Origin of the sequence: Streptomyces mirabilis, assembly GCF_039503195.1 — a bacterium.
Lineage (GTDB): Bacteria > Actinomycetota > Actinomycetes > Streptomycetales > Streptomycetaceae > Streptomyces > Streptomyces mirabilis_D.
Genome location: NZ_JBCJKP010000001.1, coordinates 8,886,010 through 8,912,860, shown reverse-complemented (window position 1 = coordinate 8,912,860; position 26,851 = coordinate 8,886,010). Strand labels below are relative to the sequence as shown.

Here is a 26,851-nt window from a genome sequence, read left to right as displayed (position 1 = left end):
CCCGCGGCGAGGCGCGCAGGTGGTCGGCGATGCGGCAGGCGCCGCCCGCGGTGATCCCGTTGCAGCCGAGGTACAGCGTCTCGACCTCGGCACGCGCGGCGACCGCGACCGCACCCTCGTCGCCGAGCCCGTCGGTGCCGAGCAGCAAATGCCGTACGGGAGAGGGCCTGTCCGAGACGCCGGACATCTCGGAGAGGGCTTCGGCGACCAGCGCCGCGCCCCGCGCTCCGAGTCCCCGCTTGCACAGGTCGAGGCGCCCGTCGGGCAGCGCCGTACCGGCCGTGAAGTCCAGCCGCTCGCCGGCCGGACGGCCGTCGCGCAACCAGTCGAGCAGCGGGGCGAGTTCGGTCAGAGGGCGCGGTACGACCGCCGGTACGCCCGCGAACCGCGGGTCCGGCTTGCGCTGCGGCTCGGTCACCATTCCGCCTCCCGGTAGTCCTTGAGGAACACCCCGGACACGGGTGCGCCCGACTCGCCCCGCACGATCGGGTCGTACACCCGGGCCGCTCCGTCCACGATGTCGAGGGGGGTGCGGAACCCCGCGCCCACCATCCGCTCCTTCTTGGGAGCGGGGTTCTCGTCGGTGATCCAGCCGGTGTCGACGGCGCACATGTGCACGCCCTGTTCGGCGAGTTCGGCGGCGCTGGTGCGCGTGAGCATGTTGAGGGCGGCCTTGGCCATGTTGGTGTGCGGATGGCCGGCCATCTTGTTGCGTACGGCGAAGCGGCCCTCGACGGCGGTCACGTTGACGACATATCGCCGCGGGTGGGGCGAGGCGAGCAGCAGGGGCAGCAGTCGGTCGCAGAGCAGTGCCGGGGCGAGCGCGTTGACCAACTGGGTCTCCAGGACCTCGGCCGGGTCGAGTGCGCCCAGCCGGGCCGACCAGGAGTTCTCCGGGGAGGGGTCGGGCAGCAGCCCTGCCTCGTCGGCCTCCCGCAGCGCCGCGGGGAGCGCCGCGGGACCACTCGCCAGCGCCCGCATCGGCGTGAACCCCGGTGCCTCCCGGGCCCCTTCGGGCAGTCCGGCGCGCTCCCCGGCGGCCAGCAGCGCATACGAGGCGGCGGGCCGCCGTACCGTCTGCGCGGCGTTGTTGACCAGGATGTCGAGGGGCTCGCCCTCCTGCCTCAACTGCTCGCAGATCCCGAGCACCTGGCGCGGATCACGGAGATCCACCGCCAGCACCGTCAGCCGGTCCCACCACTTCGCGCTGCCCGGTTCGGCGCGGAAGCGACGCATGGTGTCGTGCGGAAAGCGGCTGGTGACGAGGAGTTCGGCGCCGTCGCGCAGCATCATCAGGGCCAGCTGGAAGCCGATCTTGACCCGGCCTCCGGTGAGCAGCGCGCGCCGGCCGCTCAGGTCGGTGGTGAGCCCACGCCGGGCGGTGTTGTCGGCGGCGCAGTCCGGGCACAGTCGGTGGTAGAAGGCGTCGACCTGTCGATAGGGCGTCTTGCAGACATAGCAGGAGCGGGGCTTCACGAAGACGCCGCCGCCCCCGGGACGGGCGAGCGGCGCGTCCTCCCGCCGGTCGAGCGCTCCCGTCGCGGTCGCGGCCATCACGGCCGCGTCGGCGGCGGAGAGTTCGGCGCCGCGCACCTTGCGCCTGCGCACCCGCCCGTCTCTCGCGAAGGACGCGGCGACCTGTTCGGCACGCAGCCTCACCGGGTCGTCGACGGGCAGAGCCCGCAGCTTGCCGACCGTACGGTGGAACGCCGCCAGTTCGTCCTGTGTGATCGCGCCGCCGTCACCCATCTGTCCCCGCCCCGCGTGTGCGCCGCCGTGGTCCTGACCGGATTCGAACCGGCGTATCCGCCTTGAGAGGGCGGCGAGTCTGCCTCTGCTCTACAGGACCCCGCTGTCCCCGGCCGTGAGGTCCACCCGGCCGGACGCAGCCCGGACGACCGGATTCGAACCGGCGTATCCGCCTTGCCAAGGCGGCGAGTCTGCCTCTGCTCTACGCCCGGGTGCGCCACGCCGATCCTAGCCAGCGCCGCCGGATCGCCCCACCGAATTACGGCAGGGCGCCGGACCGGGCAGGGCGCCGGACCGGGCAGGGCGCCGGACCGGGCAGGGCGCCGGACCGGGCAGGGCGTCGGTCCGGTGCAGGGCAGGACGCGGCCCGGGGCAGGACGCGGCCCGGACGCGGCTGTTCACGGCGTCCGGCGCGGGGCCCGGCGTCGCAGGGGCCGGTTTCGGCGTCGTTGGGGTCAGTTCTGGTCCGCGCGCCGGAGGCTGAGCCGTTCCTTCTCGGACAGGCCGCCCCAGACGCCGAAGCGTTCGTCGTTGTTCAGCGCGTACTCGAGGCAGGCGGAGCGCATCTCGCACATCCCGCAGATGCGCTTTGCCTCACGCACCGAGCTGCCCGGCTCGGGAAAGAAGAAGTCGGCCCCGGTCTGCGCGCACAACGCCTGCTCCTGCCAGGCGGAGTCGGCCGGGGTCATGGTGTCGGTGTGCATGACGAGGATCGTGCCGCGCGGCGAAAAACGTTCGATCAACGTGGGATCAACGCCATGTTGCGGGATACCAGGCGGCTCGCCGCAAAGTATGAAAACAAAACAAACATAACCGATCACCCAGGGTAATCACCATGGTCTCTCCTGCCCGCGGCGGGAGTCCTGGCCCCGATTGTCAGTGGGCGGTGCCAGACTCGGCGGTACAGGCAACGGGACCCCTCAGAGGAGGGCACAACATGCTCACCACCCGCTTTGTCACGGGCGCTCCGAACTGGCTCGATGTCGGCACCCCCGACATCGAAGGCGCCTCATCCTTCTATGGCGGCCTCTTCGGCTGGCAGTTCCAGTCGGCAGGGCCCGACGCCGGCGGCTACGGTTTCTTCCAGCTCGGCGGAAAGACCGCCGCGGGCGGTATGCAGACCACCGAGGAACAGGGCCCGCCCTCCTGGACGGTGTACTTCCAGAGTCCCGACGCGCAGGCCACGGCCAAGGCGGCCGAGCAGGCCGGCGGCAGCGTGATCGTCCAGCCCATGGATGTCATGGGCCAGGGCCACATGGCGATTCTCGGGGACGAGGCGGGTGTGCCCTTCGGCATCTGGCAGCCGGCCCTGACCAAGGGCATCGACGTGGCGGGTGAGCCGGGTTCGCTGTGCTGGGTCGAGCTCTACACCCCGGACGAGCCGGCGGCCGCCGCGTTCTACAACTCCGTGTTCGGCTGGGAGACCTCGGCCACTCCCTTCCCCGGCGGCACCTACACCTGCATCAACCCCGCCGGGGCGCAGGAGTCGGACATGTTCGGCGGCGTCGTTCCGCTGGCCGACGACCCGACCGAGGCCCAGTCGGGCGCGTACTGGCTGCCGTACTTCGAGGTCACCGACACGGACGCCACCGTCAGCAAGGCCCAGGAGCTGGGCGGCACGGTCCGCATGCCCGCCACGGACCTGGAGGGCGTCGGCCGCATGGCGAAGCTCGCCGACCCGTACGGGGCGCGCTTCGCGGTCATCAAGAGCGCGACGCGAGAGAGCTGAGCGTACGAGCGAGGCCGGTGGGACTCCTGACACGTGCGTCCCACCGGCCCCCTCTTCAGTCCTGCCCCGCCCGGAAATTTCCGCCCCGCCTCGCCCTGCCCGGAATACGGGGATCACTCCCCAGTTCTCGATTGGACGCTACCATCAGTTCCGGGGAGTACTCCCCGGAACTTCCGGGAGGCGACATGATGAAGGTCGACGTCAACGGGCCCGATCCGGTGCGGCGGCGCGACGCACGGCGCAACCGCGAGCTGCTGGTCGAGGCGGCTCGTGAGGTGTTCGCCGCGCAGGGCCTGGACGCGCCGCTGGATGTGATCGCACGCCGGGCCGGTGTCGGAAACGCCACGCTGTACCGGCATTTCCCCAGCCGCGCCGCGCTGGTCGACGCGGTCTTCCGCGACTCGCTCTCGCAGACCATGGACGCCGGAGACCGGGCCCGGATCGCCGAGGACGCCTGGGCGGGTCTGCTGGGATACGTCGAAGAGGTCTTCGAGGGCCTCGCCGCCGACCGCGGTGCCAACGATCTGATGACCACCCATCTGGAGGGCGTCCGCTCCCTCGACTCCGTGCACGCTCACAACCGGGAGACCGTGGAGGTGCTCCTGCGCCGCGGCCGCGAACAGGGCACGGTCCGCGACGATCTCACCGCCGAGGACCTCCTCGTCGCGCTGGCCGTACTCGGCCGCGCCGTCCCGGCCCTCACGAGCACCGCCCCGGACGCCTGGCGCCGCCCCCTCGCCCTCCTCCTCGACGGACTGCGCGCCTCCCCCACCGCCGCCCCGCTGCCCGAGCCGTCGCTCACCTCGACCCAGCTCGGCACGTTCCTCGGCAACTTGGGGCCGCACCGGGACTGAAGGAAGGGAACAGGAGGGAACGGAACCGGAGCGGGCGGACGCACCACGGAGACGGTCCTACGCGGAAACCCGCCGCACCAACGTCGTCGGCAGCACCACGCCGGCCGGGCCACCGTCCGCCCTCTGCTTGCCCGCCCGGCGATCGAGGTCCCGCAGCAGCAGTCGGGCCATCAACCGTCCCATTTCCTCTATGTCCTGACGGACCGTCGTGAGCGGTGGGTCCGTCTGTTCGGCGACCGGCAGCATGTCGTCGAACCCGATCACGGCGACGTCGTCCGGTACCCGCCGCCCCCGCTCGCGCAGCACCCGCAGGGCTCCCGAGGCCGTCAGGTCGTTCGCCGCGAACACCGCGTCGACGTCCGGGCAGCGCTCCAGCAGCTCGCGCATCGCACGCTCGCCGCCCGCGGGCGTGAAGTCGCCCTCGACGACGAGGCCCGGATCGGCGTCGCCCCTGACGTCCCGGAAGCCGTCGAGCCGGTCGACGGCGGAGGTCTGGTCGAGGGCGCCGGTGATGTGCGCGACGCGGGTGCGGCCGAGTCCGACGAGATGGCGTACGGCCTCGCGGGCGCCGCCCCGGTTGTCGCTGTCGACGTAGACGGCCCGCCGCGCGCCGTCGCCCCAGCCGGGTCGCCCACCGAACACGGTCGGCACGCCCGCGCCGTGGATCAGCTCCGGCAGCGGGTCGTCGAGGTGCAGGGAGAAGACGAGCGCGCCGTCGACATGGCCGCCGGCGAGATACCGGCCGACACGCGCGTGGTCGTCGCGGCCCTCGGTGAGCAGCAGGACGAGCTGCGAGTCGTGCGCGGTCAGCTCCTTGCTGATGCCGCGGAGCTGGAGGGCGAAGAAGGGGTCGGCGAAGACCCTGGTCTCCGGTTCGGCGATGACGACGGCGACGGCGTCGTGGCGCCGGGTGACCAGGCTTCGGGCGGCCTGGTTGGGGACGTAACCGAGTTCCTCGACGGCCCGCCTGACCCGCTCGACGAGCGGTTCGCGCACTCCGTCGCCGCCGTTGACGACACGCGAGGCGGTGGCCCGTGAGACCCCGGCTCGCGCGGCCACGGCCTCCAGCGTGGGGCGCGACGCTGTCTCGGTCACCTCAGGGCTCCTCCTCGGCGGTTGCCAAGAAGGATAGCCCCGGGCAGCACACGTGGAGAGCGCTCCCCTACCGACGTCCACCGAGGCACCGCGGGAATGCTACCGACATCCACCGCGCCGCTGCGGGACCGCCGACTTGAGCCGCCGGACAGGCCCTAGCCGTCCTCGCGCTTGGCCCGGCTCGGTTGTACCCGTTTGGGCTCGCCCGGCATCTTCGGGTACTCGGGGGATACGGCAGGTCCCCGAGACCGTGGTCGTGTTCGTCGCGGCTGGCCAGCTCCAGGAGCGCTTCGAGGGAGAAGGCGTGGTCGTCCATGTCGGCGTGCACATCGCCGAGTTCGGCGAAGCGCTTGGGCATGGTCGCCAGGTCGAAGTCCCGAGGACGCGCTTCGGCCACCTCGTCCCAGCGCAGGGGCGCGGAGACGGGGGCGTGCGGGCTGGGCCGTACCGAATAGGCGGAGGCGATCGTGCGGTCCCGCGCGGTCTGGTTGTAGTCGACGAAGATCTTCTCGCCGCGTTCCTCCTTCCACCAGGCGGTGGTCACCTGGTCAGGCATGCGGCGTTCGAGTTCGCGCCCGGCGGCGATCGCGGCCCGGCGAACCTGGGTGAAGGTCCAGCGCGGCGCGATCGGGACGAAGACATGCAGCCCTCGGCCGCCGGACGTCTTGGGCCAGCCGCGCAGGTCGCCGTACTCGTGCAGGACCTCGCGCAGCTCATGGGCGGCGCGCACGGCGTCGTCGTAGTCCGTGCCGGGCTGTGGGTCGAGGTCGATGCGGAGCTCGTCGGGGTGGTCGACGTCGTCGCGGCGCACCGGCCACGGGTGGAAGGTGAGGGTGCCGTACTGCGCGGCCCACACCACGGCCGCGACCTCGGTGGGACACATCTCGTCGGCGGTGCGCCCGCTGGGGAAGGTGATGTGCGCGGTCGGGATCCACTCGGGCATGTTCTTGGGCGCCCGCTTCTGGAAGAAGCTCTCACCCGTGACGCCCTCCGGGTACCGCTCCAGGGTGGTGGGGCGGTTGCGCAGGGCGCGCAGGATGCCCTCGCCGACGGACAGGTAGTACTGGGCGAGGTCCAGCTTCGTGAAGCCGCGCTCCGGGAAGAAGATCCTGCCCGGGCTGGACAGACGTACGGTCCTCCCGGCTGCGTCGAGTTCCACCGCATCGGCCATGCGAGCCACGGTAGGCCCAGCCCGCGCAGCTCGCACACCGGGCGAAAGGCGTCGTGTCGCCGCAGAATCGAAACGCTCCTCATCCAGCCCTACGGCGAGGTCGCGGACCTCAAGGGGTCGAAGTGCGTCTCCAACCGGTGGGTGAAGTCGCCCGAGGCGACGATCAAGCACCTGGAGGCGTACGCGAAGCGCGAGGACAAGGCGCTCCGCGGCCTCGCGCGAAGCGGTGCAGCTCGCGGTCGGTCCCGCCTGCTGACGTCGTCCGTGACCGAGACCGACACGGTGGCCGCGGGGCCTGCGACGTACTGTCCTGCCGACGCTGTGGCTGATCAGGCACGGCCGTGAGAGACAGGGGCGCGTGAGCCGGTGCACGACTGCAACGACCAAGGGGCCCCGTCGAACGCCCCGAGGAACCCGTCGCAGCGTGACGCACCTCAACCGACCCGCGACTCCCGAGAGTTGCTCATGGAACCAGCGCCGGTGGCGCTACGCTGCTGTGCCGTGCAGGAGACGCGTCTCGACACGGCCCGGATCCGGGCGGCCCGCCGGGTGATCGACCCGGTCTTTCTCGACACTCCGCTGTACCGCTGCGAGGCGCTGGAGCCCGGCCTCGGGTGCACGGTGAGCATCAAGCTCGAAACGGCGAACCCGGTCCGCAGCTTCAAGGCCCGCGGCACCGAGGTAGTCGCGAGCCTGCTGACCGACCATGCCTCGCGGGCCGTGGTGTGTGCGAGTGCGGGCAACCTTGGCCAGGCCCTCGCGTGGTCCGGTCGCGGCCGGGGGCTCGACGTCACCGTCGTGGCATCCCGATCTGCGACCCGGGCCAAGCTTGATCGCATCCGCGCGTTGGGGGCCGGGTTGGAGCTGGTGGACGGCGACCACGAGATGGCTCGCGAGCGGGCGGCGGCCATCGCACGGTGTGACGGCATCCGGCTGGTCGAAGACAGCCTGGACATCGAGACCTGCGAGGGCGCGGCGACCATCGGCCTGGAACTGGTGGGCACCGCGACGTCGTTCGACACCGTCCTGATTGCTCTCGGCGGTGGGGCGCTGGCCACCGGCGTGGGTCATGTGGTGAAGGCACTGGCACCCGAAGTCGAGGTGATCTGCGTCCAGCCGCTGGGCGCACCGGCGATGACACACTCGTGGCGCAGGCGACGTGTCGTCACCACCGATTCGACCGACACCATCGCTGACGGCGTCGCGGGGCGGCATCCCGTCCCGGCCGTCCTGGACGACCTCCTCCTTGTCGCCGACGACGCCGTCCTGGTCCGGGAGGCATCGATCATCGCCGGTATGCGGTTGCTCCTCGACCACGCCGGCCTCGTCGTCGAACCTTCGGCCGCGCTCGGCATCGCGGCGATCCTCGAAGACCGCGACCGCTTCGCCGGCCGACACGTCGTCACCATCGTGTGCGGCAGCAACGTCGACGTAGACGCCTACCACCGCTGGGTCGGCGCGGCTCCCATCCCCACGTCTTGATGCGATGAAGGGGCGGGGCCTCCGCCCCCCGTGGGCTGCCTGGGTAGGTCCCGGGTCCTCACGTTCGTCACGGCGAAGGAGGCCCCTGGTGAGCGAGTATGACGGACACCAATACGTCGGCATCGACCTGCACCGCAGGCGTTCCGTCATCGTGCGGCAGACCGATCAGGGCGAGCAGTTGAGCGCGGTACGAATCGTCAACGACCCGGTGGCCCTGGGCCTGCAGATCGAGCAGGCCGGGACCCCGCCCGGACGTGGTCCTGGAGGCCACTTACGGCTGGTACTGGGCGGCCGACGTGCTCCAGGCGGCCGGAGCACAGGTTCACCTGGCGCACCCGCTGGGCGTGAAGGGCTTCGCCCATCGGCGTGTCAAGAACGATGTCCGCGATGCCGCGGACCTGGCCGACCTACTGCGCATCAGGCGGCTGCCGGAGTCATGGATCGCCCCGGCCGAGACCCGGGAACTGCGCGAACTCGTGCGTTACCGGGCCAAGCTGGTCGCGTTCCGCTGTGCTGGTCGCCGAGATCGGCGACGTGCACCGCTTCTCCTCCGCCGACCGATTGTGTTCCTGGTCCGGACTGACCCCGCGCCACTACGAGTCCGACACCGTCGCACGGCCCAGCGCGTGGCGTCCCTGCTGAAGCTGATCGACATCCTCGACGCGGAGGAAGACCTCTTCAACCGCCGAACATAGGCGCCGGACAGAGCGGTCTGCTCGAGCTGGGCACGGCCATCGACCCCGAACAGGTCGGACACCGCGATGAGCACGCCGGCCTTCGCCAGCACGGCATGTACCTGAGCCTTCAGCCCGGGACACGTCACCAAACAGGGCAGCAAGCTGGTCCGCTCGGCGGTCGTGGGGAGGCTATCCAGCGCAAGACCACCCCCAAGATCAAGGAGGATCGGGCCCGGATCGAGGCCCGCCGCGGCAAGAACATCGCGAAGACCGCCGCGGCCCGCAAACTGCACACCCTGGTCTACTACGGGCTGCGCGACGGGCACATCCGCGCCCTGGCCCGTCAGGCCGCGTGAGCAGCTCGGTGGCGGCAGGCGCGCGGTCGGGCAATTGTCTGACCCCCACCCGGCGCGGTCGCGGTTTTGATTGACCCCGCCTGCCGCACGTCGCACCGCTCCATGCGGCCTCACGCCGCGAAAAAATGACCGGCAGCCGAGCCCTGGCCCTGCCCTCCTGCATCACACAGCGGAGACGAGCGACACCCACAACCCCACAGCACACATACACACTCGCCGACCTCACCCGTTGCCCGCGAGCCGGTCAACGCTGCCCAGAACCATTAACAACCAGCAGATATACCGCCCTTGACGGAACCCACCCCTTCAGGAATGACAATTGCTCACATCCCACCGGGCCGGCGACGAGTGCTGCCAGTACGTCCCGCGCGCCGGCCGGCTCAGAGCATTGCGGCGGTAGGGGCGCCCACGCGTGTACCGGCCACGTACGTCCCCTCCATCTCTGCGGCTTGTCGTCGGCGCTGTTGCTGCTGCAGGCGGTGACGGTTGCCGCGACGAGCAGGGCAGTTACGGCGGCTCTCCGGGCGTGCATGCCCCCCAAGGACGTGCTGTTGCTGAGGGGGCATCATGCGCCGTGCCGGGGCCGCGTGTACGCGGTGTGGCTGTCACGTGACACGTGGGGGAATGTCCGCCGCGGCGGACGAGGAGGCGCACACCCTCGGGGGGTGACGCCGACTGCCGGGCGACCTGCTGGGCGGTGAGGTCGCGGTGGCGGGTGATCTGCGGCTCCACGCCCTCCACGATGCGGCAGGGACCCGTTGGGCGAGTCGAGGTGCTGGACGGTACTGCTGACGCCGGCGTGCGGCAAGTTGCAAGGTCTATCAGGGTGATTAGAGTAGTAATACCGCATTTGGCCTATATGACTGAGGGGTAAGGCCGTGAACGCCAGTCATTGGAAGCGATCCGTCGTCTTGAGCTCGACCCTCATTCTCGCCCTCGCTCCGGTTGGCCTGCAGCAGGCTTCGGCGGCCACGCCGAGCGAGACCCACGCGAGTGCGCCTACAGCCGTTTCAAATCAAAGTGAGTACCGCCGGGGCTACAGGGACGGCTTCCGGGATGGCTATAACGACGCCAGACACGACTGCCACAAGGACCGCGGCGGGTATGGACACGGCCGCTCCAACGGCGACTACTACCGCGGCTACAGCGATGGCTTCGGCGACGGGTTTTCCCGGGCCGAACGGCAGTACTGCCACCACTAAGTGAGTGGGGCTGTGGCGGGCGTCAGAAGACTCTTTCAGGGGGGTCCATGGCCTTAGAGACCGCCTCTAGATCCACTCGCTGGGCAGGGGCGGCCAGGAGAAGGGGGTCGCGTAGCGGGGGTTGTAGAGTCCTCCCCCTCTGCCGGGCGTTGACGGTCATGTCGGCTCCTTGGGCTCCTGGTCGTCGACGGCGAGGAACGCTTCCCGCGACTCGTCGACGGTGAACAGGATGAACGGCATCTTGTAGCGCGTGACGACCTCGGGAGTGAGCTTGCCCTCGAGGCAGGTCGAACACGACCGCCCGGCTGTTCCCTTCTCGGAGCGGGCCCGTCACACAGGTGACCTTGGGTCCGTCGTCGTCACCCCTGCCCTGCTTGAGCAGGCCGGTGGCGCGCAGGACGGTCGTCGAGCTGCTGGGAGTCCATGGTGATGCGCAGGGGCGGCGTGCCATGGTCGAGGGTCTGCGCCTCGTCGGACCAGCCGATGGCGGAGAGCCCGCCGCGCATCAGGCAGAATGCGGCGAACTGGAGGCGAAAGGGGCGTAGTTGAGGGCCACGGCCGAGGCGAGCTCCATCGGGGTCGGGGCCTCGTCCTGGGGCTTCCTTGCGGCCCGCGAGAGTGCGGTGCGGATGTACGGCTCGGCGACGAGCGGGCGCCGCTGCTCGCGCAGTCGGTCGGCGATCTCGCGGGGCTTGGCGTCCGCGCCCAGGGCTGATGCGGCCTCTTCGACGCGCAGCACCTCCGTGGCACTGGCCGGCAGAAGGACATCCGCGAGGCCATCGGCTACACCCGCCGCAGGTGCGTCGCATCGTGCTCGCCGGCGGGACCGAGACGGCCACCGAGCCCTGACGGGCGGGGCAGCCGTCTCACATTCATCTCACGGTCCTGCTGCCAGGCGGCGACAAAAGACCAGGCCAGCGGGACCCCGGGGTCAAACGGCGCAGCGTGCGGACACCATGGACCACTCGTAGAGTCGAAGCATGGATCTGCCGGTGATGCCGCCCGTGAAGCCGATGCTCGCCAAGTCCGTGGCGAAGATCCCGCCGGACATGCAGTACGAGGCGAAGTGGGACGGGTTCCGCGCGATCGTGTTCCGCGACGGCGACGAGGTCGAGCTCGGCAGTCGTACCGGCAAGACGCTGACCAGGTACTTCCCCGAGCTGGTGGCGGCGTTGCGGGAGCGGCTGCCGGAGCGCTGTGTGATGGACGGCGAGATCGTGATCGCCAGGGAGGGCCGGCTCGACTTCGACGCGCTCACCGAGCGCATCCATCCCGCGGACTCCCGGGTGCGGATGCTGGCGGAGAAGACTCCCGCCTCCTTCGTGGCCTTCGATCTGCTGGCACTGGCCGACGAGTCGCTGCTCGACGTGGCCCTCGGCGACCGGCGGGCCCTGCTGACGATGGCGCTGTCCGGGGTGACGCCCCCGGTTCACGTGGCACCGGCGACCACGGACCGCGAGGTGGCGGAGCGGTGGTTCGAGCAGTACGAGGGCGCGGGCCTCGACGGGGTCATCGCCAAACCGCTCAACCTGCTCTACCGGCAGGACGAGCGGGCCATGTTCAAGATCAAGCACGAGCGCACGGCGGACGTCGTCGTCGCGGGGTACCGCCTCCACAAGAGCGGGCCCGTCGTCGGTTCCCTGCTGCTCGGTCTGTACGACGACGGGGGCGCCCTCCAGCACGTGGGGGTGAGCGCCGCCTTCCCGATGAAACAGCGGGCACAGCTGGTGGAGGAGCTGGAGCCGCTGCGCATGGAGGACGTCGAGCGGCATCCCTGGGCGGCCTGGTCGCAGGAGTCGGCGCACGAGTCCGCGCGGCTGCCGGGCGCGCCCAGCCGGTGGTCGACGAAGAAGGACTTCTCCTGGGTGCCGCTGCGGCCCGAGCGGGTGGCGGAGGTGGCGTACGACCACATGGAGAACGGCGTGCGATTCCGTCACACGGCCCGCTTCCGCCGCTGGCGCCCGGACCGGACCGCGGAGAGCTGTACGTACAGCCAGTTGGACGAGCCCGTCGGGTACGACCTCACGGAGATCCTCGGCCCGCGGAACTGACGCGGTCACCCGCACAACCGACCTGCGGCCCGATCGGTCCAACAAGTGGGCTGATCGGCCCTACTCGGCGCACGCGAACAGAAGTGAGCGGGTATGGCCACCGATGAACCTATGAGCGCACAATCGATGGCACGGGACAGGGTGGCACGTTGAGCATGCGACAGATGGCGCGGACGCGGTGCGGCGCGATGACGGCGGCGCTGCTGACCGTCGCCGCGGCGGGCTCTCTGGTGACGGGCTGTTCCTCGGGCAGCAGCGCCACCGACGACGGACGCGCCCCGGCGCCGAGCCGCAGCCAAGGGCAGGAGACGGCGCCGACCCAGAGCCCCTCCAGTACCGCCGGTCCCGTACTCGCCGTGAAGATCGACAATGTGAGCGCGGCGCGCCCTCAGACGGGTCTCGACGCGGCGGACGTCGTCTACGCGGAGCAGGTCGAGGGCGGTCTGAGCCGGCTGATGGGCATCTACGCGAGCAAGCTGCCCGAGGCCGTCGGGCCGGTGCGCAGTGCGCGCGAGTCGGACCTGGAGCTGCTGCGCCAGTTCGACCGGCCGACGCTCGCCTTCTCGGGTGCCCAGCACAAGTTGCTGCCGGTCATCGCCAAGGCACCCGTGCATGCGGTGTCGGCCGATGAGGGTTCCAGCGCGTATTACCGCAGTGCCTCCAAGGTGGCCCCCCACAACCTCTTTCTGCACCCGAAGCAGCTCATGCGTTCCGCGCCGGGGGCCGCCGCCCTCACCACCGGGTTCCACTTCGGTGCCGCCCCGGCGGGCGGCAGCCCGGAGACCTCGCGCACGGTGCGCTTCCCCGCGGCCCGCTTCACCTTCGCCTGGTCGGCGAGCAAGCACCGCTGGCTGGTGTCGATGGACGGGACACCGACGGTGACGACGGACGGGAAGCGGGTGTCGCCCGCGACCGTGGTCGTGCAGTACGTGAAGGTGCGCAACTCCAAGTACCACGACTTCCTCGGCAACAACACGCCGTACACGGAGACGGTGGGCTCGGGGACGGCGAAGGTGCTGCGCGACGGCAAGGTCTTCGACGTCGACTGGAAACGCCCGACCGCCGGCGACGGCACCGACTTCACGACCGCCGACGGCGCGCCGATGAACTTCGCGAAGGGGCAGGTGTGGGTGGTCTTCGCCAAGGCATGACGACGAACCCATGACGACGAAGCCGTGACAGCGGCGGGCGACGGGCGACGGGACTTGTCGGGCTCGTCGGGCTCGCCGGGCTCGCCGAGCTTGTCGGGCTCGTCGGGCTCGTCGGGCGGCGGGGCTACCCGATGACCACCACCCGTGCCCACGCGGGCGGTGCGTCCGGTGCGTAGTCGGGATCGTCCTCGTCCCCCGACCCGGCTGCCGGCTCCCGGGGGAACAGACCCACCACCGTCCGGCACGGTGGCCGGTCCGGCCACGGCGTCTGCCCGTCCGTCAGGACCACGACGACGTCCGGTCGGGGCCGCGCCCGGAGCGCCTTGGCGAAGCCCGTGCGCAGGTCCGTACCCCCGCCGCCCACCAGCGGTATTCCCTCGGCACGGCACAACGCGTGCGCGATCGGGGCCGCCGCGTCGCAGGGCACCACGGTGACCAGGTCGCGGCGGCCGCCCACGGCGCGGAAGATGGCGGTGACCTCGAGGAGCGCGCTGCCCAGTTCGGCGTCACTGACCGACCCGGAGGTGTCGATGACGACGCAGACCCGTGGCGGCCTGCGTCGCAGGCTCGGCAGCACGGCTCCGGGCACCCTGGCCTGGCGCCGCGACGGCCGGCCGTACGTGTAGTCCTCGCCCACGCCGGCGCTGGAGGCCGCCGAGCGGACCGCCGCGCCCAGCAACTCCCGCCAGGGCTGCGGCGGGTGGAACGCTTCGTCCGCCCACCGCCGCCACCCGTTCGGGGTGTCTCCCGGACGGGCGGTGATGCCCTGCGCCACCCGGAACCGGACCGCGTCCCGCCCTGCGACCCCATCTGACCTGCGGCGATGCCTTGGCCTCGGCGAATCTCCCCGCATCCTCACGGATCTTCCCGGATCAACCCGGATTGCCGCGTGTCGGTGTTCCCGTGGGAACACACTGGGAACGCGCGCATCCGAAACGCGTCTGGCCACGTAAAAAAGGGGGTGGGCCCGGCAACAAGGCTGCCGGGCCCACCTGCGGTTCCAGTCCCCCAGCTTTGCGGAGCAAGGAGCCGGAACCGCGCCTCACCGCCAGGGAACCCCCGACGAAGTCTTCTGTAGCCACCCGATCATGGACGGTTCTGTACGCGGAGAGACCAGTTTGACCTTGAACAACCGTGATCGAAAGGGCTTGCTACCAAACTACGCAGATGATCGTGTTACTCGCGTAAAGTTCATACATCACTAAGATGAAGTGGATCGTCCGGATCGCAGGGTGCGGTCTACTCCCGGCCGACCCGCCGACGAAGTCACGCTAAGTCCGTACCTTTCAAGGGTAGTTGAGGCCCCCGGCCACCATCACGGCCCATGGGGCTCTCGCGTGCAGGCGAGGCCGACCGCTGGGGGCGCAGCTTCACACGTCGCGCTGGTTGACGAATCCGAGCGACGTCAAGCCCTCGGGCGTGCACAAGCGGTCGGATGGGCCCCACCTCCGTCTGGATCAGCCATGGTCTCCATCGGGCCGATGGCGCCGGCCACGCGTCCGTCGTGCAGGACCGTGAGGACAGGGCCAACGGTCCCGGCGCGCATCTGCTCATGCAGGAACGCGAACCCGTCAGCCGCCATCAGCTCAGCGAAGACAGCAAAAACGGCCTCCTCGGAAATCTGCTTGTCCTCGTGGACCGACACGCCCGGAGCCTGCCAGGCCCGTCATTCATGCGGCCACATCGTGGCCGCTATCGGCTCGTGCTCGCTCATGTGAAGGCCAGCGGCATGCCTCCGGCCGGGCCCGGTGAACTCATCGTCCAAGGCGGAGACCTCGGGTGTGGGTCACCGGCCAGCGGGTGGGGTGGGAACGGCTCATGCCCGCGCAGCAGTGGCTCCTGGAGTCAGTGGGGATCGAGCCCGCCGCCGAGGGCGAGCCGGTTGCGGGTGCGCCCCGGTCGCAGGACGCCCGGTGGGCCGCGAACCTCACTGCCGCCCGACAGTTCCACACGCGGGAGGGTCATCTCCAGGTACCCCGGCAGCACAATGAGATCACCGGCGATGGCGACGGCGACAGCGGGCAGGCGGCCGTGAAGCTCGGAGCGTGGCTCGACAACACCCGGCGCAGGGCCGGGAAGCTGAGCCCGCAGCGGCGTACGCCGCTGGACGCGCTCGGCATGCGCTGGTAGAGCCGCGTGGCGAAGGGCCGGCCCGGGGCTCCCGTTGGGGACTTGTGTGCGGCCGTGGACGCCTGGCTGACACAGGATGACCAAACCCCGGGTCCGGCTGCTGTCACAAAGCCGTCAGGCGGGCGTACAGCGGCTCTGCCTGGCGTGCGGGGTCGGTCAACCGAAGCGACGCTGAGTTCATGACTGAACTGCCCCAGCCGACGGAAGCCACCCCGGAGATCGGCGGGACCCAGTTACCCGGGCGGAAGAACGTGGCGTCGGTGCAGGGACGGATGACCGTCCATGTCCCGCCGCCTGCACCTACGACGACGCCAACGACTCGGCGGCATCCTCCAGGAGCACCAATGTGGTGCGTGACCTGGGTGGATGATCATTCCGGCAGGGGCAAGGTTGAATGACCAGCCCATCGGAACGTGTTCGCCGGTGACACAACGCAACTTACGGTGGCGGGCGAACCGGCTCCGGCGTTGACTGGCCCGGGGCGCACTGCACGCCAGAGGACCGAGGGATACACAATGACCAGACCCGTCACCGGACTGCTGTACGGAGCCGCTGCCGGTGCCGCCGGTACCACTGCTCTCAACACTGTCGGCTATCTGGACATGGCATGGCGGGCGCGGCCCGCGAGTGGCACTCCGCGAGCCACCGTCGAGAAGCTGTCGCAGGCGATGCACCTGACCATTCCCGGTGACGGCGCTGAGAAGGAAAATCGAGTCGCGGGCCTCGCGCCACTGACCGGCATCGCTGCGGGGATCGGTCTGGGTGCCCTTCTGGGCCTGGTGCGGGCCAAGGGCTGGCGTCCGACCAGGTTGATCGCTTACGCGACCGCTGGATTCGGCGCCCGTCTGGGCACCGACGCCCCCATGACCGTGCTCAAAGTGACCGACCCGCGCACGTGGTCTGCCAAGGACCGGATTGCCGACATCGTGCCCCATCTGGCTTACGGGGTGGTGACCGCCGCAGTTTTGGAAAGACTCGATCCCTGAGTCGATGGGCCCGACCGGCACTTCGCGTGCCTTCGGCGGGCCTGAATGGCGGAGGCACTCGCGGGGCCGATGCCTGGCAGGAATATCGCCAGGGCCTGAGCTAAATAGCCAGTTCCCCAGGGCCCTGGGCGTCAAGGCTTCCACGCCGACGACGTGGAGATGTTCGGGTATCGCTCGATTCCGGAGCAGCTCGATATTCCGCGGACAGGTATGGTTTTGCCCGTCACCTGGCCCAGAGACCACTAATCAAGAGGACGACTCATGGCGGAATCAACCGCGGCGCCCGGATTCGCGCACGACATCCTCCCCCTGTTCCGGTCTATCGACATCGAGCACATGGCGAAGGGCGGTGTCCAGCTGGACCAGTATGTGTACATGTCGGTCCGGGAGAACGCCGAGCGCGTCTACAACACAGTTGCGACGAAGCGTATGCCGCCGCCGGATGAGAACGCGACGTGGTCTGAGGAGCAGGTCGCCCTGCTTCGCGCGTGGATCGACGGGGGAATGCTTCCGTGATGCGCGTGCGTGGGTGCGGCGCTCGCGGGAGCTGAGAGCCCGAGCGGGTGGGCGATGTGCGGGGCCGCGCGTTCATCAGAAGGCGAGCTGCTGCCCCCCGTCGATGTCATAGGTCGCTCCGGTGAGTGCCGTGTTGGTCATGATGTGGACGGCGAGCGCGGCGACGTCGGCGGGGCCGACGACCCGGCCGATGGGGAGCTTCGCGCGCAGTTCTTCCCGTCGCTCCTCGATGTGATTTTCGAGTACCAATGCCGACAAGGGGGTGTCGACGAAGCCTGGGGCGATGACGTTCGCGCGAACGGGTGCGATCTCGAGCGCGAGCGCCGCGGCGAACCGAGGCAACGCGGCGCTGGCGGCAGAGGCGATGCCGATGCCCGGGGCGACGCGCCGCCCTCCGGCGTCGCCCATGAACAGCAGCGTGCCACCAGGCCTCATCTTGCCGACCGCGTTCCGCGCGACCTCGAGTCCCAGCGCCACACGATTACTGAGGGATTCGCTTACCTGAGCCGAGTCCATCTCGAGCAGTGGCCCGTAGTGTGGGCCGCCGGCTGTGACCATCACATGGTCGATCGGTGTCGGCAGATCCTGGAAGAACCGCTTCAGGGCCGCTGCGTCGGTGGCGTCGAAGGCCGCTGTGCGTTGCGCGCCGAGTTCTTGCGCCGCCTGCTCGAGCCGGTCGGGGTTGCGGCCGGTGAGGATGACGTCCGCACCCTCGGCGCGGGCGCGTCGAGCGGTCTCGAGGCCCATACCCGAGCTGCCGCCGATCACGACGACGGTCTGTCCGAGCAGCTCCGGTTCGTGCCGGACGGAAGCAGTGGTACCTGTGTCGGACATTTGCCCTCCTCATGAATCGCGGTTTGTGCCGAGGCCGTGCCCTTGAGCCTCGCGGTCCGCAAACACGCGGGGCATCCGACGCCCGGGAGATGCGGATGGTCCTTGGCGGAATCAGCCTCCTCGCTGCGAGAAAGGGCCGCTCCAACCGTGCCGCCAGCCTGCCGTTTCCCCGCGTCCTCCAGATTGACCACCTAGGAGGACCGGCCCGCTCCGGCCGATCGAGACGGCGCAGAGTTCACCGCCCGCTCTGCGCCAGGCGCAGGGGTCTGTTGTCCAGTAGTGCTCTCGTGCGCCGAGCCAGGCTCACTCGGAATCGCCGGTGCGGGAACTCGGGGGCCAGTGAGCCGGTGTCCAGTCTCCCTCCGGGTCAGTGGTCTGGCCGACTTCGATCAGATGGCCGTCAGGGTCGCGGATGTAGCAGCGGATCTCGTACGCGTGTTGTTTTGGCGGCGTCAGGAACTGGGCACCTCGGGCGCTCCACTCCTCGTACAAGGGGTAGATGTCCTTGACGCGGATATTGAGGAAGCTGCTGACCCGGCTGGAATCGCGCGGCGCCTCCAGGGTGACTGAGGGCTTGTCGTCCGTCGGGCCTCCGCCGCCGTTGATGATGATCCAGCTGTTGGCCAGTGCGACATAGGTCAGGCCTCCAGGTCCGGAGTAGGCCAGCCGGCCGCCGAGCACTTCGGTGTAGAAGCGTCGAGAGCGTTCGACATCGTCCGAGACGATGAAGTGGGCCAGGACAATTCCCTCTGGCGGTGGCGGGAGATCGGCCATCTGGTGCCTCCACTTGTCGGTCTCATGCTCCATTGATGAACTGCATTGACGGTAGGTTCCCCCTTCGAAGTGGCCGGCAATTTCACCGGCTCGCCCTCCAGGAAGATTCGCGGGCAGCTGTACACGGATGGCTCGCCGCTTTAAGCCCATTGGAGTAACGCAGAGGTGTGCGCAGAAGCACCGACGGGCACACCTCAGCGGCAGCGGCAGGCATGTTCGTGCCCCCCCTGTCCTGACGTACAGCACACAGACGCTGTGTGAGGCGATAGACATGGAAATCGCGCCCAACAACATCAACGACACCCGCCTGCAACTCAGGCGGCTGACCGAGCGCGGCATCCCGGTCGAGACCGAGCAGGGATTGTTCACCCAACCACGGCCGTAGCCGCCCGGTGGACCCCGACCAGCCCACCCATCCCAACCGACAGGGCAATAAGGACATCAACTCACGTACCGCCCTCTCAGAGCAACGTTCGGAGTCGGCGTAGGCAGATGATGCTGCAAGCGAGTTGGAGGAGACCGAGATGGAGATCAGCACGTACTTCGTAGCGGGTCCGCAGGCGTTTGAACTGGTGAAACCAGGCAGTTGGGTAAGGCTCGTTCCACCACCCAGCGGCTTTGCCGAGCCCTGAGCCGTGGGCCGCGCCTCGTCGGGCGATCATCGCTTTGATGCCGCGCTTCCAGAGCAGGTGGCGGTACTTGTAGAAGTCGTAGCCCCGGTCGGCATACAGGTGCCGCGGCTTGCGGCGAGGCCACCCTCGCAGACCCCGAATTGGTGGGACCGCGTCGAGAAGCGGCAGCAACTGGGTGACATCATGGCGGTTACCGCCAGTGAGCGTGACGGCGAGCGGGGTTCCATGCCGGTCGACTATCAAGTGGTGCTTGGAACCTGGGCGGGCGCGGTCGACTGGTGAAGGGCCGACGTGATCCCCCCTTTCATAGCCCGGACATGCGAGCCGTCTACAGCACAGTGCTCAAGATCCAGCAGTTCGGCGCAGCTCGGCCAGCAAGGCTGCGTGCAGACGCGGCCAGACGCCAGCCTCGGTCCAGTCCCGAAGTCGGCGCCAGGCCGTGACCCCGGAACAGCCGACCTGGGGCACGCTGCGAGACGAGCCCGCACCCGTCGACTTCCGCGCACCGCGATCGAGGGCGAGGCGTACGACCAAGTGCCCACCGAGCGCGTCGGCGTCGCCCCGGCATGGAAGATCGAGGAACGGGTCTACTTCACCGACGACGTCGGCGCCGCCCGCGTCGTGCACCGCGGACACTGCCACGCCAACCGCGACCACGCCCGACCCGCCACCACCGAACAAGCCCGCGCCGTCCTCGAGCGCGCCGACGCCGCGGCGTGCCAGGTGTGCCGGCCGGACCGGCCGCTGCGCAGCGCGCCATAGCCTCACCAGAGGTTGCTTCTGGGGTTGCTTCTCGGGTTGTCCCTGGGGTTGCCTCTGAGGTTGCCTCAGCCTCTTCGTCGACGGGGCGCGCACCCGTCGCTTGACCTGCGGCGGAGTCGGCTCGGCAAGGGGGGCTGGCGAACGCCGACAACTCCTATATTGGACCTACTCAGCCCATACGGAGACTCCTCACGGTCCCGAAGGCCGTCAGCAAGTTCGCGAACCCCGGCTCGCCGGGTCAGCGGCGCGGCCGGTAGCCGGGCCGGTGCGGCGGAGTGTTCGCGGTCCCGCTGCGGCGCTTCTTCGCTTCCGCCTTGGCTGCTCCGGATTCACCAGCTCTTGTCCGGCCAACCGGCCTGGGTGTTACGAGAGTTGTAGGCCATAAGGTGATCTCCCATCTTTCCCAGCTCAGCCTTGAGGAGCGCATGCCCACACGTCGTGGCCTGTCCGCCTGGCCCAGATCAGCCGGTGAGGCCACTGGCGCCCCCACTTCCGCTCCGGCAAAGAAACGGAACGCATCAGGGCCTGGTACGGGCGGGTGCGCCTGGTCTCCGACACCACTCTGGAGATCGCCGACCGCGCCGCCGGGCGCGTGGCCACGGACGGTCACCTGGAGTGGTTGCGCAAGATCGGGTTGGAGCCAGGTACGCCGTTCCCGGTCTCGCCGGCGTTCGGGTGCGACATCATCCTGACCAGACAACTCGACCTCGCCGTCGCGGGGCTTGGGACGGCTCAGTAGACCAGTTCGTGCTGCCATTCGCTCTCGGGCTGCTTGGTCAGCCCGAGATAGGCCTGCGCCAGCGTCGCCGGCTCAAAGCGCGGTTCGCTGCCGATCGTCTTCATGATCGTGATACTGGTTGCGTGCACGCCCGTCCCGGCCAGCTCCTCATGGAGCAACTGCACGTACGTGCGCAGCGCGGCCTTACCGACGGACAAGGACGAATACTTCTTCGAGGGATGCAGAGCGTACCCGCCGCCCGCGAACAGCAGGGTGCCGCGGCCGTCGCGCAGTTCCGGCAGCACGGCGTCGGCCGCGACCCTGGCGCCCAGGACATCGATGGCCATATTGGTGACCTACTTCTGGTCGTCACCGCCGAGGGGCGAGTCGCTGTCGAGCACCGCCACGCTGTAGATGAGCACGTCGGGCGCGCCCAAGTCCGTGATCGCGGAGTGGATCGCGGAGCGCAGGTTGCCGGGGTCCGCGACATCCGCGGCGTAGCCGCGAACGTCCTGGCCGGTGGAGGCAAGCTCGGCGGCGTAGGTGTCCAGCTTCGTCTTGTTGCGCGCGAGCATGGCGACCGGGTGTCCGGCATTGGCGAATGCCCGGGTCAGCTCAAGGCCGATGCCTGGGCCGACGCCGACGATCACTGCGGTTCCGAGGGTCATGACAATCCTTTTCTTGGTGGGGTTGGAGTTCTACCACCGCACTTTGCAGCGGTCCTGGGCGTCGACTCTCTTTGACGCGTCGCGCGAGTTACCTGCGAAATCGGTGCCCAGGAGCTCGATGTCGTCAGGGGCTGCGGTGGCCTGCCGATCACTGCTTCGAGGTTGCCGCCGCGGACGCCGTTGCGGGAGGACCTCCCATAGGGGGTACTGACAAACCCTCCCTATTCGCATTACTCGTACCTATTGTCGAGTGCATGGACCATCGCCGTGACATTCAGGAGTTCCTGGTCTCCCGCCGGGCACGGATCAGCCCCAGGTCAGTCGGCCTGCCCGTCGCCGGAAGGAAGCGGCGGGTACCCGGGCTGCGCCGCGAGGAGGTCGCCGCCTTGGCCGGGCTCAGCATCGACTACTACATCCGCCTGGAGCGCGGCGCGCTCACCCGTGCCTCCGACAGCGTCCTGCAGGCCATCGCCAGCGCGCTGCGTCTGGATGCCGCCGAGCAGGCCCATCTCATCGACCTGGCACGCGCCAGCCGGTCGTCCCCCGCACCCCGTTCCCGTCGCACCACGCCTGCAGCGATCGCCCCGCAGCTGCAGACCGTCCTCGACTCCCTCGTCGGCGTCGCAGCGCTGGTGCGCAGCCCCACCCTCGATGTGATCGCCACCAACCCCCTCGGCCGGGCCCTGTACAGCGTGCTCTACACCGACGCGCGCCAGGCGCCGAACATCGCCCGGTTCACGTTCCTCAACCCTCAGGCTCGCCAGTTCTGGCGCGACTGGGACGAGGTCGCCGACGACTTCATCGCCCACTTGCGCGCCGCCGCCGGTCCCACTCCGTATGAACAGCCGCTCACCCATCTCGTGGGCGAGCTGTCCACCCGCAGCGACGCCTTCCGCCGGCTGTGGGCCCGACACGACGTGCGTGCCTGCGTCAGAGGCACGAAAAGGTTCCAGCACCCGGTCGTGGGCGTGCTCGACCTGCGCTACGACCTCCTCCAACCGAACGCCGAACCCGGCCTCACCATGATCACCTACACCGCCGAGCCGGGAACGGTCTCCCACGACAACCTGACCCTGCTCGCCTCCTGGGCCGCCAGCCAGGACAACGACACCGAGCACGATCCGGCTGCCCCGACGACCCGGACCACAAGGCCGCCCTCACGGCGCGACTGATGCCTGATTGCCTGGACAGCACCGGTGCCGCCCTGCCCGGCTTGCTGCGGCCGGGCAACGCCGACACCGCCACCGCCACATCGCGTCCTCGGCCAGGCCCTCGCGCAGATCCTCGAGGCCACCGCCACGGCACCTCGTCCTGGGCGGGTGGACGCGCCGAGTGCGGCCGGGATCTCGGCGTTCACTCCGAATCGCCGGCGCGCGTACTTGACGGCCAGTGAGCGGGCGACCAGTCTCCCTCTGGGTCGGGGTCTGCCCCACTTCGATCTGATGGCCGTCAGGATCGCGGATGTAGCAGCGGATCTCGTATTGGTGCTGTTTCGGTGGCGTCAGGAACTGGGCACCCCGGGCGCTCCACTCCGCGTACAAGGCGTGGATGTCCTTGACTTGGATGTTGAGGAAACTGCTGACCCGGTCCGGATCGCGCGGCGTGTCAAGGGTGACCGACGGCTTGTCGTCGGTCGGGCCTCCGCCGACATTGATGATGATCCAGCTGTTGGCCAGTGCGACATAGGTCAGCCCTCCGGGGCCGGTGTAGGCCACCCGGCCGCCGAGTACTTCGGTGTAGAAGCGTCGAGACCGCTCGACATCGTCCGAGACGATGAAGTGGGCCAGCACAATTCCTTCTGGCGGTGGTGGGAGCTCGGCCATCTGGTACCTGCACACGTAGGCCCCTACCCCGTTTACGACAAGGGCTGCAGGCGGCGGCGTTGCCACCATCGGCATTCAGCGTTGGTCTAGCGTGCCCTGCGCAGCTGCCGATCATTCACGGCATCACCCTCCTGGCAGGATCGCGGGCCGCCGCCGAGGGTCCGACCGCGCCGGCGCCCACTGCCCACCGGGGGCGGGCTCTCAGCGGACGACAGAGTCGCGTTGACCGATAGCCGCGATGTCCTGCACGCGGTCGCGGCCATTCTCGTCGAGGGCCCCGGGATCCACCGTCCGGGCGATAGCGCCGTTCCCGTCCGAAGCTCGTGCCTGCAGGGGCCGGCCCGGTCGGGCTGACGGGGCCGAGGCCGTCAGGAGGGCCTGGCTGTGGATGCTGGCGGCCATCGCCCATTGTCGATCTGAACCGCGTCTAGGACGTAGGCCATGACGCGATCGCGAGCCTGGAGCGCGGCACACCGATGCGCGGCCGAGGGCCAGGGAGTGCCGCAGTCGCAGGTGTGCTCTTACGCGTGCCGGAGAACGGCCACCAGGTCGATCTCGACGAGCTTGCGGTCCAACGTGGGTCGTCCGCACGGGAAAGGGCTGGGGAAACACCTGCTCGTAGACGGCGTCGTACGCCTCGTAGTCACGGCTCAAGTCGGCCAGGTGAGTCATGACTTTGACGACGTCAGAGAAGTCGAGCCCCCGGGTTGCCAGGAGCGCCCTGAGGTTCCGCAGCACCTGCCGTGTCTGCTCCGTGACATTTTCCCCACGACCTCGCCGGTGGTGGGGTCGTGAGGTCCCGTTCCCGCGGTGTAGAAAAAGCCATTGGCGACGATGGCCCCGGTGCAGGCGCGTCGCTGGTGCGAACCTCTTCCCTGGACACAGGGTCCTCTCAGCACAACCAGTTCCTGGGCGTTGCACAGGCCTGGGATGGGCGTCCGCGCAGGCTTTCGTTGTAGCAGGCCAGCGGGCTGCCAGGGTGGGCGACGCGGCGTCGGGGAGTCTCTTTCTGACGGGGCGCGGTCCGGTACTCGGCGGCGAGACAGGCGGCCGCGGGATCCGGTTGGTACCTGCCCCCTCCGGCCTGATCCAGAGCACGCATCCGGCGGTCCGCCGCGCCGGGCCGTTCCCGGTACGGTGCACGGCAGACCGGGTGTCAGGCCGGACCGAGCCCGTTCAGAAAGGTGCCGGCCACGAGGTCGGCGGCCTGCGGGGGCTCCATGCCGGGGAACTCGTGGGCCATGGCGTCGACGAGTTCGTCGAGGACGGCCCGTGCCCAGGCGGCGTCGACGTCGGCGCGCAGGTGGCCCTCGTCGATGGCGCGCCGCACAAAGGCGTCGACGCGTGCGCTCTGCTCCTGGCGGCGGGCGCTGGCCTCCGGGTCCTTCTGCATCATGCGGCGGGTGTTGACGGGCCACTCGCGGCTGACCGGGATGATCCCCTCCAGGTAGCGGTGGAGGGCGACCAGCACGGGGGCCTCGGTGAGCCGCGCCTCGTCCAGCACGCGCTCGGCCGAGTCGAGCTTGGCCTGGAAGACGGCGCTGAGCAGTGCCTCGCGGTTCGCGAAGCGGCGGTGCACTGTGGTGCGGTCCACTCCGGCGGCAAGGGCGATGGCCGCCATGGACGTGCCCGGGTCCTCGGCCAGGAGGCGGGCCCCGGTGTGCAGGACTGCGGTCAGGTTGCGCGCGGCGTCAACTCTCATGATCCCAAAAGTCTATGCGCATGCAGCACTTACAAAACCACTATCCAGCTCTGCGAGATGGAGTACGCCGCATTAGTGCAACATAAGTGTTGCAGTTTCAGAGACTTTGTCTACAGTGGAGTTGCCGTATCGCGGAGCGGCGCACGAGAGACGAAACGAGGAACACTCAATGTCACGGACTTGGCTGATCACCGGTGGCTCGCACGGGCTGGGCAAGGCTCTGGTTCTCGCGCCCTCGAGGCCGGCGACCGGGTCGTGGTGACCTCCCGCAAGCCCGGCTCCCTGGCCGACCTCCAGGCCGAGTACCCCGAGTGACTATCGGCCGTCGCCCTGGACGTCACTTCCCCGGCCCAGGCCAGAGACGTGGTGGCCGCCGCGGTCGAGCGCTTCGGCTCGATCGACGTGGTGGTCAACAACGCCGGCTACGCCGCCAGCGGCTCCATCGAGGACTTCCCCGAGGACGAGTTCCGCGCCCAGATCGACGCCAACATGTGGGGCGTGATCAACGTGACCCGCGCCGTGCTGCCGGTGATGCGCGGCCAGCGCTCCGGCCACATCGTGCAGATCTCCTCCGTCGGCGGCCGCGTCACGGCACGCCGGGCCTCAGCGCGTACCAGACCGCGAAGTTCGCGGTGGAGGGCTTCTCCGAGGTGCTGGCCAACGAGGTGGCTCCCCCTCGGCGCGCCGCCTGCTGCTCGGCAGCGACGCCCTGGGCATCGCCATCACCTCCGAGGAAGGCCGTCTCGCCGAGGCCAACAAGTGGGCCGAGGTCAGCCGTTCCACGGACTTCCCGAAGGCCGACACACCCGTCGCTGGCCGGAACGCCCGCCGGACCGGCCGGCGCCAGGCCCGCAGCCCACGGCTCGCGGGCGACCGGGGCCCCTGACTGCTGAGGACAGGAACAGTGACCAAGACCTTTCTGATATCCGGCGCGGCCGGCGGCCTCGGCGGCCGAGTCGTGGAAGCGGCCCTGGCAGCGGGCCGCAACGTGGTGGCGACGGACCTGGCGCCGGACGCCGTCACCGTTCCCACCGAGCACCGCGACCGACTGCTGGTGCGGGCCATGGACGTGACCGACCCGGCAGCCGTAGGTGACGCGGTCGCCCACGCGGTCGCGAAGTTCGGCAAGATCGACGTGCTGGTGAACAGCGCCGGCACCCGCGGCGTCGGCTCGATCGAGGACATGTCCGAGGATGAGTTCCGCCGCAACATCGAGGTCAACTTCTTCGGCGCAGTGAACACCGTACGGGCGGTGCTCCCGGTGATGCGGCCTCGCCGCTCCGGCAGCATCGTGAACGTCTCCACCATCGGCGGCCGCCGCAACCAGCCCGGGCTCGGCGCCTACCAGTCGGCCAAGTGGGCGCTGGGCGGCTTCACCGAGATCCTCGCCCGCGAGGTGGCTCCCATCGGCATCCGTGCCACCCTGGTCGAGCCCGGAGGCATCCGGACCCCGTGGGCGGCCGCGCCGATGCCGGTGCCGGACATCCACGCGGAGTACGAGGAGACGGTCGGCAGGTTCGCCCGTACCTACAGCAACAACCCAGACGTGCAGCGCGGCGACCCGGCGAAGATGGCCGCCGTCATCCTGCGGCTCACCGAGGAGCCCAAGCCGCCGGTGCGGCTCCTGCTCGGCTCCGACGCCGCCTGGATCGCCCCGCAGATCACCGAGGCGCGGGCCGCGGAGGACGCGGCCTGGCGCAAGGTCAGCGCCTCCACCGACCTGGACGGTCTCGGCGACTTCGCCGACACCGAGGTCGCTCGGATGGTCCGCCCCGCTGGTGACTGAGCC

General features: G+C 69.5%; 28 protein-coding genes, 2 tRNA genes and 4 pseudogenes. 16 read left to right on the top strand and 18 right to left on the bottom strand.

Annotation, left to right across the window (positions count from 1 at the left end; genetic code table 11):
* Positions 1-19: 19 nt before the first annotated feature.
* A complete protein-coding gene (locus AAFF41_RS40430; RefSeq protein ID WP_343325599.1) occupies positions 20-436 on the top strand; it encodes a hypothetical protein in 417 nt (138 codons plus the stop codon).
* Here AAFF41_RS40430 and AAFF41_RS40425 read toward each other — a convergent pair.
* From AAFF41_RS40425 to AAFF41_RS40410, 4 genes are all read right to left on the bottom strand, one after another.
* The gene (locus tag AAFF41_RS40425; protein ID WP_343325598.1) at positions 415-1,749 is read right to left on the bottom strand and encodes an SDR family NAD(P)-dependent oxidoreductase; all 1,335 of its coding nucleotides are present in this window, start codon (positions 1,747-1,749) and stop codon (positions 415-417) included. The genes AAFF41_RS40430 and AAFF41_RS40425 overlap by 22 nt on opposite strands.
* A 28-nt stretch (positions 1,750-1,777) precedes the next feature.
* A tRNA-Glu gene (locus AAFF41_RS40420) sits at positions 1,778-1,849 on the bottom strand.
* Positions 1,850-1,889: 40 nt separating this feature from the next.
* Positions 1,890-1,961, bottom strand: a tRNA-Ala gene (locus tag AAFF41_RS40415).
* Between the two features lie 243 nt (positions 1,962-2,204).
* Complete coding sequence (locus AAFF41_RS40410; protein ID WP_177324188.1) at positions 2,205-2,453, bottom strand: WhiB family transcriptional regulator; 249 nt, start codon at positions 2,451-2,453, stop codon at positions 2,205-2,207.
* Between the two features lie 233 nt (positions 2,454-2,686).
* Between AAFF41_RS40410 and AAFF41_RS40405 the strand changes: the two genes are divergently transcribed.
* Positions 2,687-3,478, top strand: coding sequence for a VOC family protein (locus tag AAFF41_RS40405; protein WP_319754320.1), 792 nt, complete (start codon positions 2,687-2,689; stop codon positions 3,476-3,478).
* Between the two features lie 185 nt (positions 3,479-3,663).
* Positions 3,664-4,332 (top strand): TetR/AcrR family transcriptional regulator, encoded by a 669-nt coding sequence (locus AAFF41_RS40400; RefSeq protein ID WP_415926073.1) that lies wholly within the window; start codon positions 3,664-3,666, stop codon positions 4,330-4,332.
* A gap of 57 nt (positions 4,333-4,389) precedes the next feature.
* On the opposite strand, the gene AAFF41_RS40395 is transcribed toward AAFF41_RS40400, so the two are convergent.
* Both AAFF41_RS40395 and ligD read right to left on the bottom strand, forming a co-directional pair.
* The gene (locus AAFF41_RS40395; RefSeq protein WP_319754321.1) at positions 4,390-5,427 is read right to left on the bottom strand and encodes a LacI family DNA-binding transcriptional regulator; all 1,038 of its coding nucleotides are present in this window, start codon (positions 5,425-5,427) and stop codon (positions 4,390-4,392) included.
* Between the two features lie 155 nt (positions 5,428-5,582).
* Positions 5,583-6,598, bottom strand: a pseudogene (ligD, locus tag AAFF41_RS40390) (non-homologous end-joining DNA ligase).
* A 501-nt stretch (positions 6,599-7,099) separates the two neighbouring features.
* Between ligD and AAFF41_RS40385 the strand changes: the two are divergent.
* From AAFF41_RS40385 to AAFF41_RS40375, 3 genes are all read left to right on the top strand, one after another.
* The gene (locus AAFF41_RS40385) at positions 7,100-8,080 is read left to right on the top strand and encodes a threonine ammonia-lyase (protein ID WP_319754323.1); all 981 of its coding nucleotides are present in this window, start codon (positions 7,100-7,102) and stop codon (positions 8,078-8,080) included.
* Positions 8,081-8,334: 254 nt separating this feature from the next.
* Complete coding sequence (locus tag AAFF41_RS40380; RefSeq protein ID WP_343325597.1) at positions 8,335-8,775, top strand: IS110 family transposase; 441 nt, start codon at positions 8,335-8,337, stop codon at positions 8,773-8,775.
* A gap of 95 nt (positions 8,776-8,870) precedes the next feature.
* Positions 8,871-9,113: a hypothetical protein gene (locus AAFF41_RS40375; RefSeq protein ID WP_343325596.1), complete on the top strand. Its 243-nt coding sequence runs from the start codon at positions 8,871-8,873 to the stop codon at positions 9,111-9,113.
* 1,561 nt (positions 9,114-10,674) lie between these two features.
* Here AAFF41_RS40375 and AAFF41_RS40370 read toward each other — a convergent pair.
* Together AAFF41_RS40370 and AAFF41_RS40365 are read right to left on the bottom strand one after the other, a co-directional pair.
* Complete coding sequence (locus AAFF41_RS40370) at positions 10,675-10,821, bottom strand: hypothetical protein (protein WP_319754326.1); 147 nt, start codon at positions 10,819-10,821, stop codon at positions 10,675-10,677.
* Positions 10,821-11,054 carry a hypothetical protein gene (locus tag AAFF41_RS40365; RefSeq protein ID WP_343325595.1) on the bottom strand — a complete coding sequence of 78 codons (234 nt, stop codon included), beginning with the start codon at positions 11,052-11,054 and terminating at the stop codon, positions 10,821-10,823. Before AAFF41_RS40365 ends, AAFF41_RS40370 begins: the two co-directional genes overlap by 1 nt.
* 241 nt (positions 11,055-11,295) lie before the next feature.
* On the opposite strand from AAFF41_RS40365, the gene AAFF41_RS40360 reads away from it, so the two are divergent.
* Both AAFF41_RS40360 and AAFF41_RS40355 read left to right on the top strand, forming a co-directional pair.
* Positions 11,296-12,366: an ATP-dependent DNA ligase gene (locus tag AAFF41_RS40360; protein ID WP_319754329.1), complete on the top strand. Its 1,071-nt coding sequence runs from the start codon at positions 11,296-11,298 to the stop codon at positions 12,364-12,366.
* 155 nt (positions 12,367-12,521) lie between these two features.
* Positions 12,522-13,517, top strand: a complete 996-nt coding sequence (locus tag AAFF41_RS40355; protein ID WP_388414104.1) for a DUF3048 domain-containing protein — start codon at positions 12,522-12,524, stop codon at positions 13,515-13,517.
* A 124-nt stretch (positions 13,518-13,641) separates the two neighbouring features.
* Here AAFF41_RS40355 and AAFF41_RS40350 read toward each other — a convergent pair.
* Both AAFF41_RS40350 and AAFF41_RS40345 read right to left on the bottom strand, forming a co-directional pair.
* Positions 13,642-14,313, bottom strand: a pseudogene (locus AAFF41_RS40350) (vWA domain-containing protein); the annotation flags it as partial.
* Between the two features lie 609 nt (positions 14,314-14,922).
* Complete coding sequence (locus tag AAFF41_RS40345) at positions 14,923-15,162, bottom strand: hypothetical protein (protein ID WP_343325594.1); 240 nt, start codon at positions 15,160-15,162, stop codon at positions 14,923-14,925.
* A gap of 173 nt (positions 15,163-15,335) precedes the next feature.
* On the opposite strand from AAFF41_RS40345, the gene AAFF41_RS40340 reads away from it, so the two are divergent.
* From AAFF41_RS40340 to AAFF41_RS40330, 3 genes are all read left to right on the top strand, one after another.
* Positions 15,336-15,647 carry a helicase associated domain-containing protein gene (locus AAFF41_RS40340; RefSeq protein WP_343325593.1) on the top strand — a complete coding sequence of 104 codons (312 nt, stop codon included), beginning with the start codon at positions 15,336-15,338 and terminating at the stop codon, positions 15,645-15,647.
* 515 nt (positions 15,648-16,162) lie between these two features.
* On the top strand, positions 16,163-16,633 hold the full coding sequence (locus tag AAFF41_RS40335) for a hypothetical protein (RefSeq protein WP_281155550.1): 471 nt from the start codon (positions 16,163-16,165) through the stop codon (positions 16,631-16,633).
* A gap of 261 nt (positions 16,634-16,894) precedes the next feature.
* On the top strand, positions 16,895-17,149 hold the full coding sequence (locus tag AAFF41_RS40330; RefSeq protein ID WP_093496885.1) for a hypothetical protein: 255 nt from the start codon (positions 16,895-16,897) through the stop codon (positions 17,147-17,149).
* A 75-nt stretch (positions 17,150-17,224) separates the two neighbouring features.
* Here the strand turns inward: AAFF41_RS40330 and AAFF41_RS40325 are convergent, their stop codons facing one another.
* The 3 genes and pseudogenes from AAFF41_RS40325 to AAFF41_RS40315 form a co-directional block, all read right to left on the bottom strand.
* Entirely contained in the window at positions 17,225-17,917 is a 693-nt protein-coding gene (locus AAFF41_RS40325; RefSeq protein WP_343325592.1) for an SDR family oxidoreductase, read from the bottom strand.
* Between the two features lie 369 nt (positions 17,918-18,286).
* Positions 18,287-18,757 carry a VOC family protein gene (locus tag AAFF41_RS40320; protein WP_093600897.1) on the bottom strand — a complete coding sequence of 157 codons (471 nt, stop codon included), beginning with the start codon at positions 18,755-18,757 and terminating at the stop codon, positions 18,287-18,289.
* Positions 18,758-19,218: 461 nt separating this feature from the next.
* Positions 19,219-19,848: pseudogene (locus AAFF41_RS40315) on the bottom strand (IS5 family transposase); the annotation flags it as partial.
* Positions 19,849-19,923: 75 nt separating this feature from the next.
* Here AAFF41_RS40315 and AAFF41_RS40310 point away from each other — a divergent pair.
* Both AAFF41_RS40310 and AAFF41_RS40305 read left to right on the top strand, forming a co-directional pair.
* Positions 19,924-20,151, top strand: a complete 228-nt coding sequence (locus tag AAFF41_RS40310) for a DUF6233 domain-containing protein (protein ID WP_343325591.1) — start codon at positions 19,924-19,926, stop codon at positions 20,149-20,151.
* Positions 20,152-20,689: 538 nt separating this feature from the next.
* Complete coding sequence (locus AAFF41_RS40305; RefSeq protein ID WP_343325590.1) at positions 20,690-20,890, top strand: hypothetical protein; 201 nt, start codon at positions 20,690-20,692, stop codon at positions 20,888-20,890.
* Here the strand turns inward: AAFF41_RS40305 and AAFF41_RS40300 are convergent.
* Positions 20,884-21,216, bottom strand: coding sequence for a Rossmann-fold NAD(P)-binding domain-containing protein (locus AAFF41_RS40300; RefSeq protein WP_343325589.1), 333 nt, complete (start codon positions 21,214-21,216; stop codon positions 20,884-20,886). The genes AAFF41_RS40305 and AAFF41_RS40300 overlap by 7 nt on opposite strands.
* Before the next feature lie 9 nt (positions 21,217-21,225).
* Complete coding sequence (locus AAFF41_RS40295; RefSeq protein ID WP_343325588.1) at positions 21,226-21,537, bottom strand: SDR family NAD(P)-dependent oxidoreductase; 312 nt, start codon at positions 21,535-21,537, stop codon at positions 21,226-21,228.
* A gap of 254 nt (positions 21,538-21,791) precedes the next feature.
* On the opposite strand from AAFF41_RS40295, the gene AAFF41_RS40290 reads away from it, so the two are divergent.
* Positions 21,792-22,709, top strand: a complete 918-nt coding sequence (locus tag AAFF41_RS40290; RefSeq protein WP_343325587.1) for a helix-turn-helix domain-containing protein — start codon at positions 21,792-21,794, stop codon at positions 22,707-22,709.
* Here the strand turns inward: AAFF41_RS40290 and AAFF41_RS40285 are convergent.
* The 3 genes from AAFF41_RS40285 to AAFF41_RS40275 all read right to left on the bottom strand — a co-directional run bounded on the left by AAFF41_RS40285 (position 22,695) and on the right by AAFF41_RS40275 (position 25,062).
* Positions 22,695-23,327: a VOC family protein gene (locus AAFF41_RS40285; RefSeq protein WP_343325586.1), complete on the bottom strand. Its 633-nt coding sequence runs from the start codon at positions 23,325-23,327 to the stop codon at positions 22,695-22,697. The two genes, AAFF41_RS40290 and AAFF41_RS40285, sit on opposite strands and share 15 nt — an antisense overlap.
* A gap of 234 nt (positions 23,328-23,561) precedes the next feature.
* Positions 23,562-24,281, bottom strand: a complete 720-nt coding sequence (locus AAFF41_RS40280) for a RidA family protein (RefSeq protein WP_343325585.1) — start codon at positions 24,279-24,281, stop codon at positions 23,562-23,564.
* Positions 24,282-24,516: 235 nt separating this feature from the next.
* A complete protein-coding gene (locus tag AAFF41_RS40275; RefSeq protein WP_343325584.1) occupies positions 24,517-25,062 on the bottom strand; it encodes a TetR/AcrR family transcriptional regulator in 546 nt (181 codons plus the stop codon).
* 363 nt (positions 25,063-25,425) lie between these two features.
* On the opposite strand from AAFF41_RS40275, the pseudogene AAFF41_RS40270 reads away from it, so the two are divergent.
* A pseudogene (locus tag AAFF41_RS40270) lies at positions 25,426-25,599 on the top strand (SDR family NAD(P)-dependent oxidoreductase); the annotation flags it as partial.
* A 367-nt stretch (positions 25,600-25,966) separates the two neighbouring features.
* Positions 25,967-26,848, top strand: a complete 882-nt coding sequence (locus AAFF41_RS40265; protein WP_343325583.1) for an SDR family NAD(P)-dependent oxidoreductase — start codon at positions 25,967-25,969, stop codon at positions 26,846-26,848.
* Positions 26,849-26,851: the final 3 nt, after the last annotated feature.

What these genes read in the sequence shown, in the direction of transcription:
- AAFF41_RS40375 (WP_343325596.1), top strand. Translation starts at nt 8,871, where the DNA reads ATGTACCTGAGCCTTCAGCCCGGGACACGTCACCAAACAGGGCAGCAA.
- AAFF41_RS40355 (WP_388414104.1), top strand. Translation starts at nt 12,522, where the DNA reads ATGCGACAGATGGCGCGGACGCGGTGCGGCGCGATGACGGCGGCGCTG.
- AAFF41_RS40370 (WP_319754326.1), bottom strand. Translation starts at nt 10,821, where the DNA reads ATGCGCGGCGGGCTCTCCGCCATCGGCTGGTCCGACGAGGCGCAGACC.
- AAFF41_RS40405 (WP_319754320.1), top strand. Translation starts at nt 2,687, where the DNA reads ATGCTCACCACCCGCTTTGTCACGGGCGCTCCGAACTGGCTCGATGTC.
- AAFF41_RS40425 (WP_343325598.1), bottom strand. Translation starts at nt 1,749, where the DNA reads ATGGGTGACGGCGGCGCGATCACACAGGACGAACTGGCGGCGTTCCAC.
- AAFF41_RS40275 (WP_343325584.1), bottom strand. Translation starts at nt 25,062, where the DNA reads ATGAGAGTTGACGCCGCGCGCAACCTGACCGCAGTCCTGCACACCGGG.
- AAFF41_RS40295 (WP_343325588.1), bottom strand. Translation starts at nt 21,537, where the DNA reads ATGACCCTCGGAACCGCAGTGATCGTCGGCGTCGGCCCAGGCATCGGC.
- AAFF41_RS40320 (WP_093600897.1), bottom strand. Translation starts at nt 18,757, where the DNA reads ATGGCCGATCTCCCGCCACCGCCAGAGGGAATTGTCCTGGCCCACTTC.
- AAFF41_RS40300 (WP_343325589.1), bottom strand. Translation starts at nt 21,216, where the DNA reads ATGGCCATCGATGTCCTGGGCGCCAGGGTCGCGGCCGACGCCGTGCTG.
- AAFF41_RS40330 (WP_093496885.1), top strand. Translation starts at nt 16,895, where the DNA reads ATGGCGGAATCAACCGCGGCGCCCGGATTCGCGCACGACATCCTCCCC.
- AAFF41_RS40400 (WP_415926073.1), top strand. Translation starts at nt 3,664, where the DNA reads ATGATGAAGGTCGACGTCAACGGGCCCGATCCGGTGCGGCGGCGCGAC.
- AAFF41_RS40360 (WP_319754329.1), top strand. Translation starts at nt 11,296, where the DNA reads ATGGATCTGCCGGTGATGCCGCCCGTGAAGCCGATGCTCGCCAAGTCC.
- AAFF41_RS40290 (WP_343325587.1), top strand. Translation starts at nt 21,792, where the DNA reads ATGGACCATCGCCGTGACATTCAGGAGTTCCTGGTCTCCCGCCGGGCA.
- AAFF41_RS40340 (WP_343325593.1), top strand. Translation starts at nt 15,336, where the DNA reads ATGCCCGCGCAGCAGTGGCTCCTGGAGTCAGTGGGGATCGAGCCCGCC.
- AAFF41_RS40335 (WP_281155550.1), top strand. Translation starts at nt 16,163, where the DNA reads ATGACCAGACCCGTCACCGGACTGCTGTACGGAGCCGCTGCCGGTGCC.
- AAFF41_RS40410 (WP_177324188.1), bottom strand. Translation starts at nt 2,453, where the DNA reads ATGCACACCGACACCATGACCCCGGCCGACTCCGCCTGGCAGGAGCAG.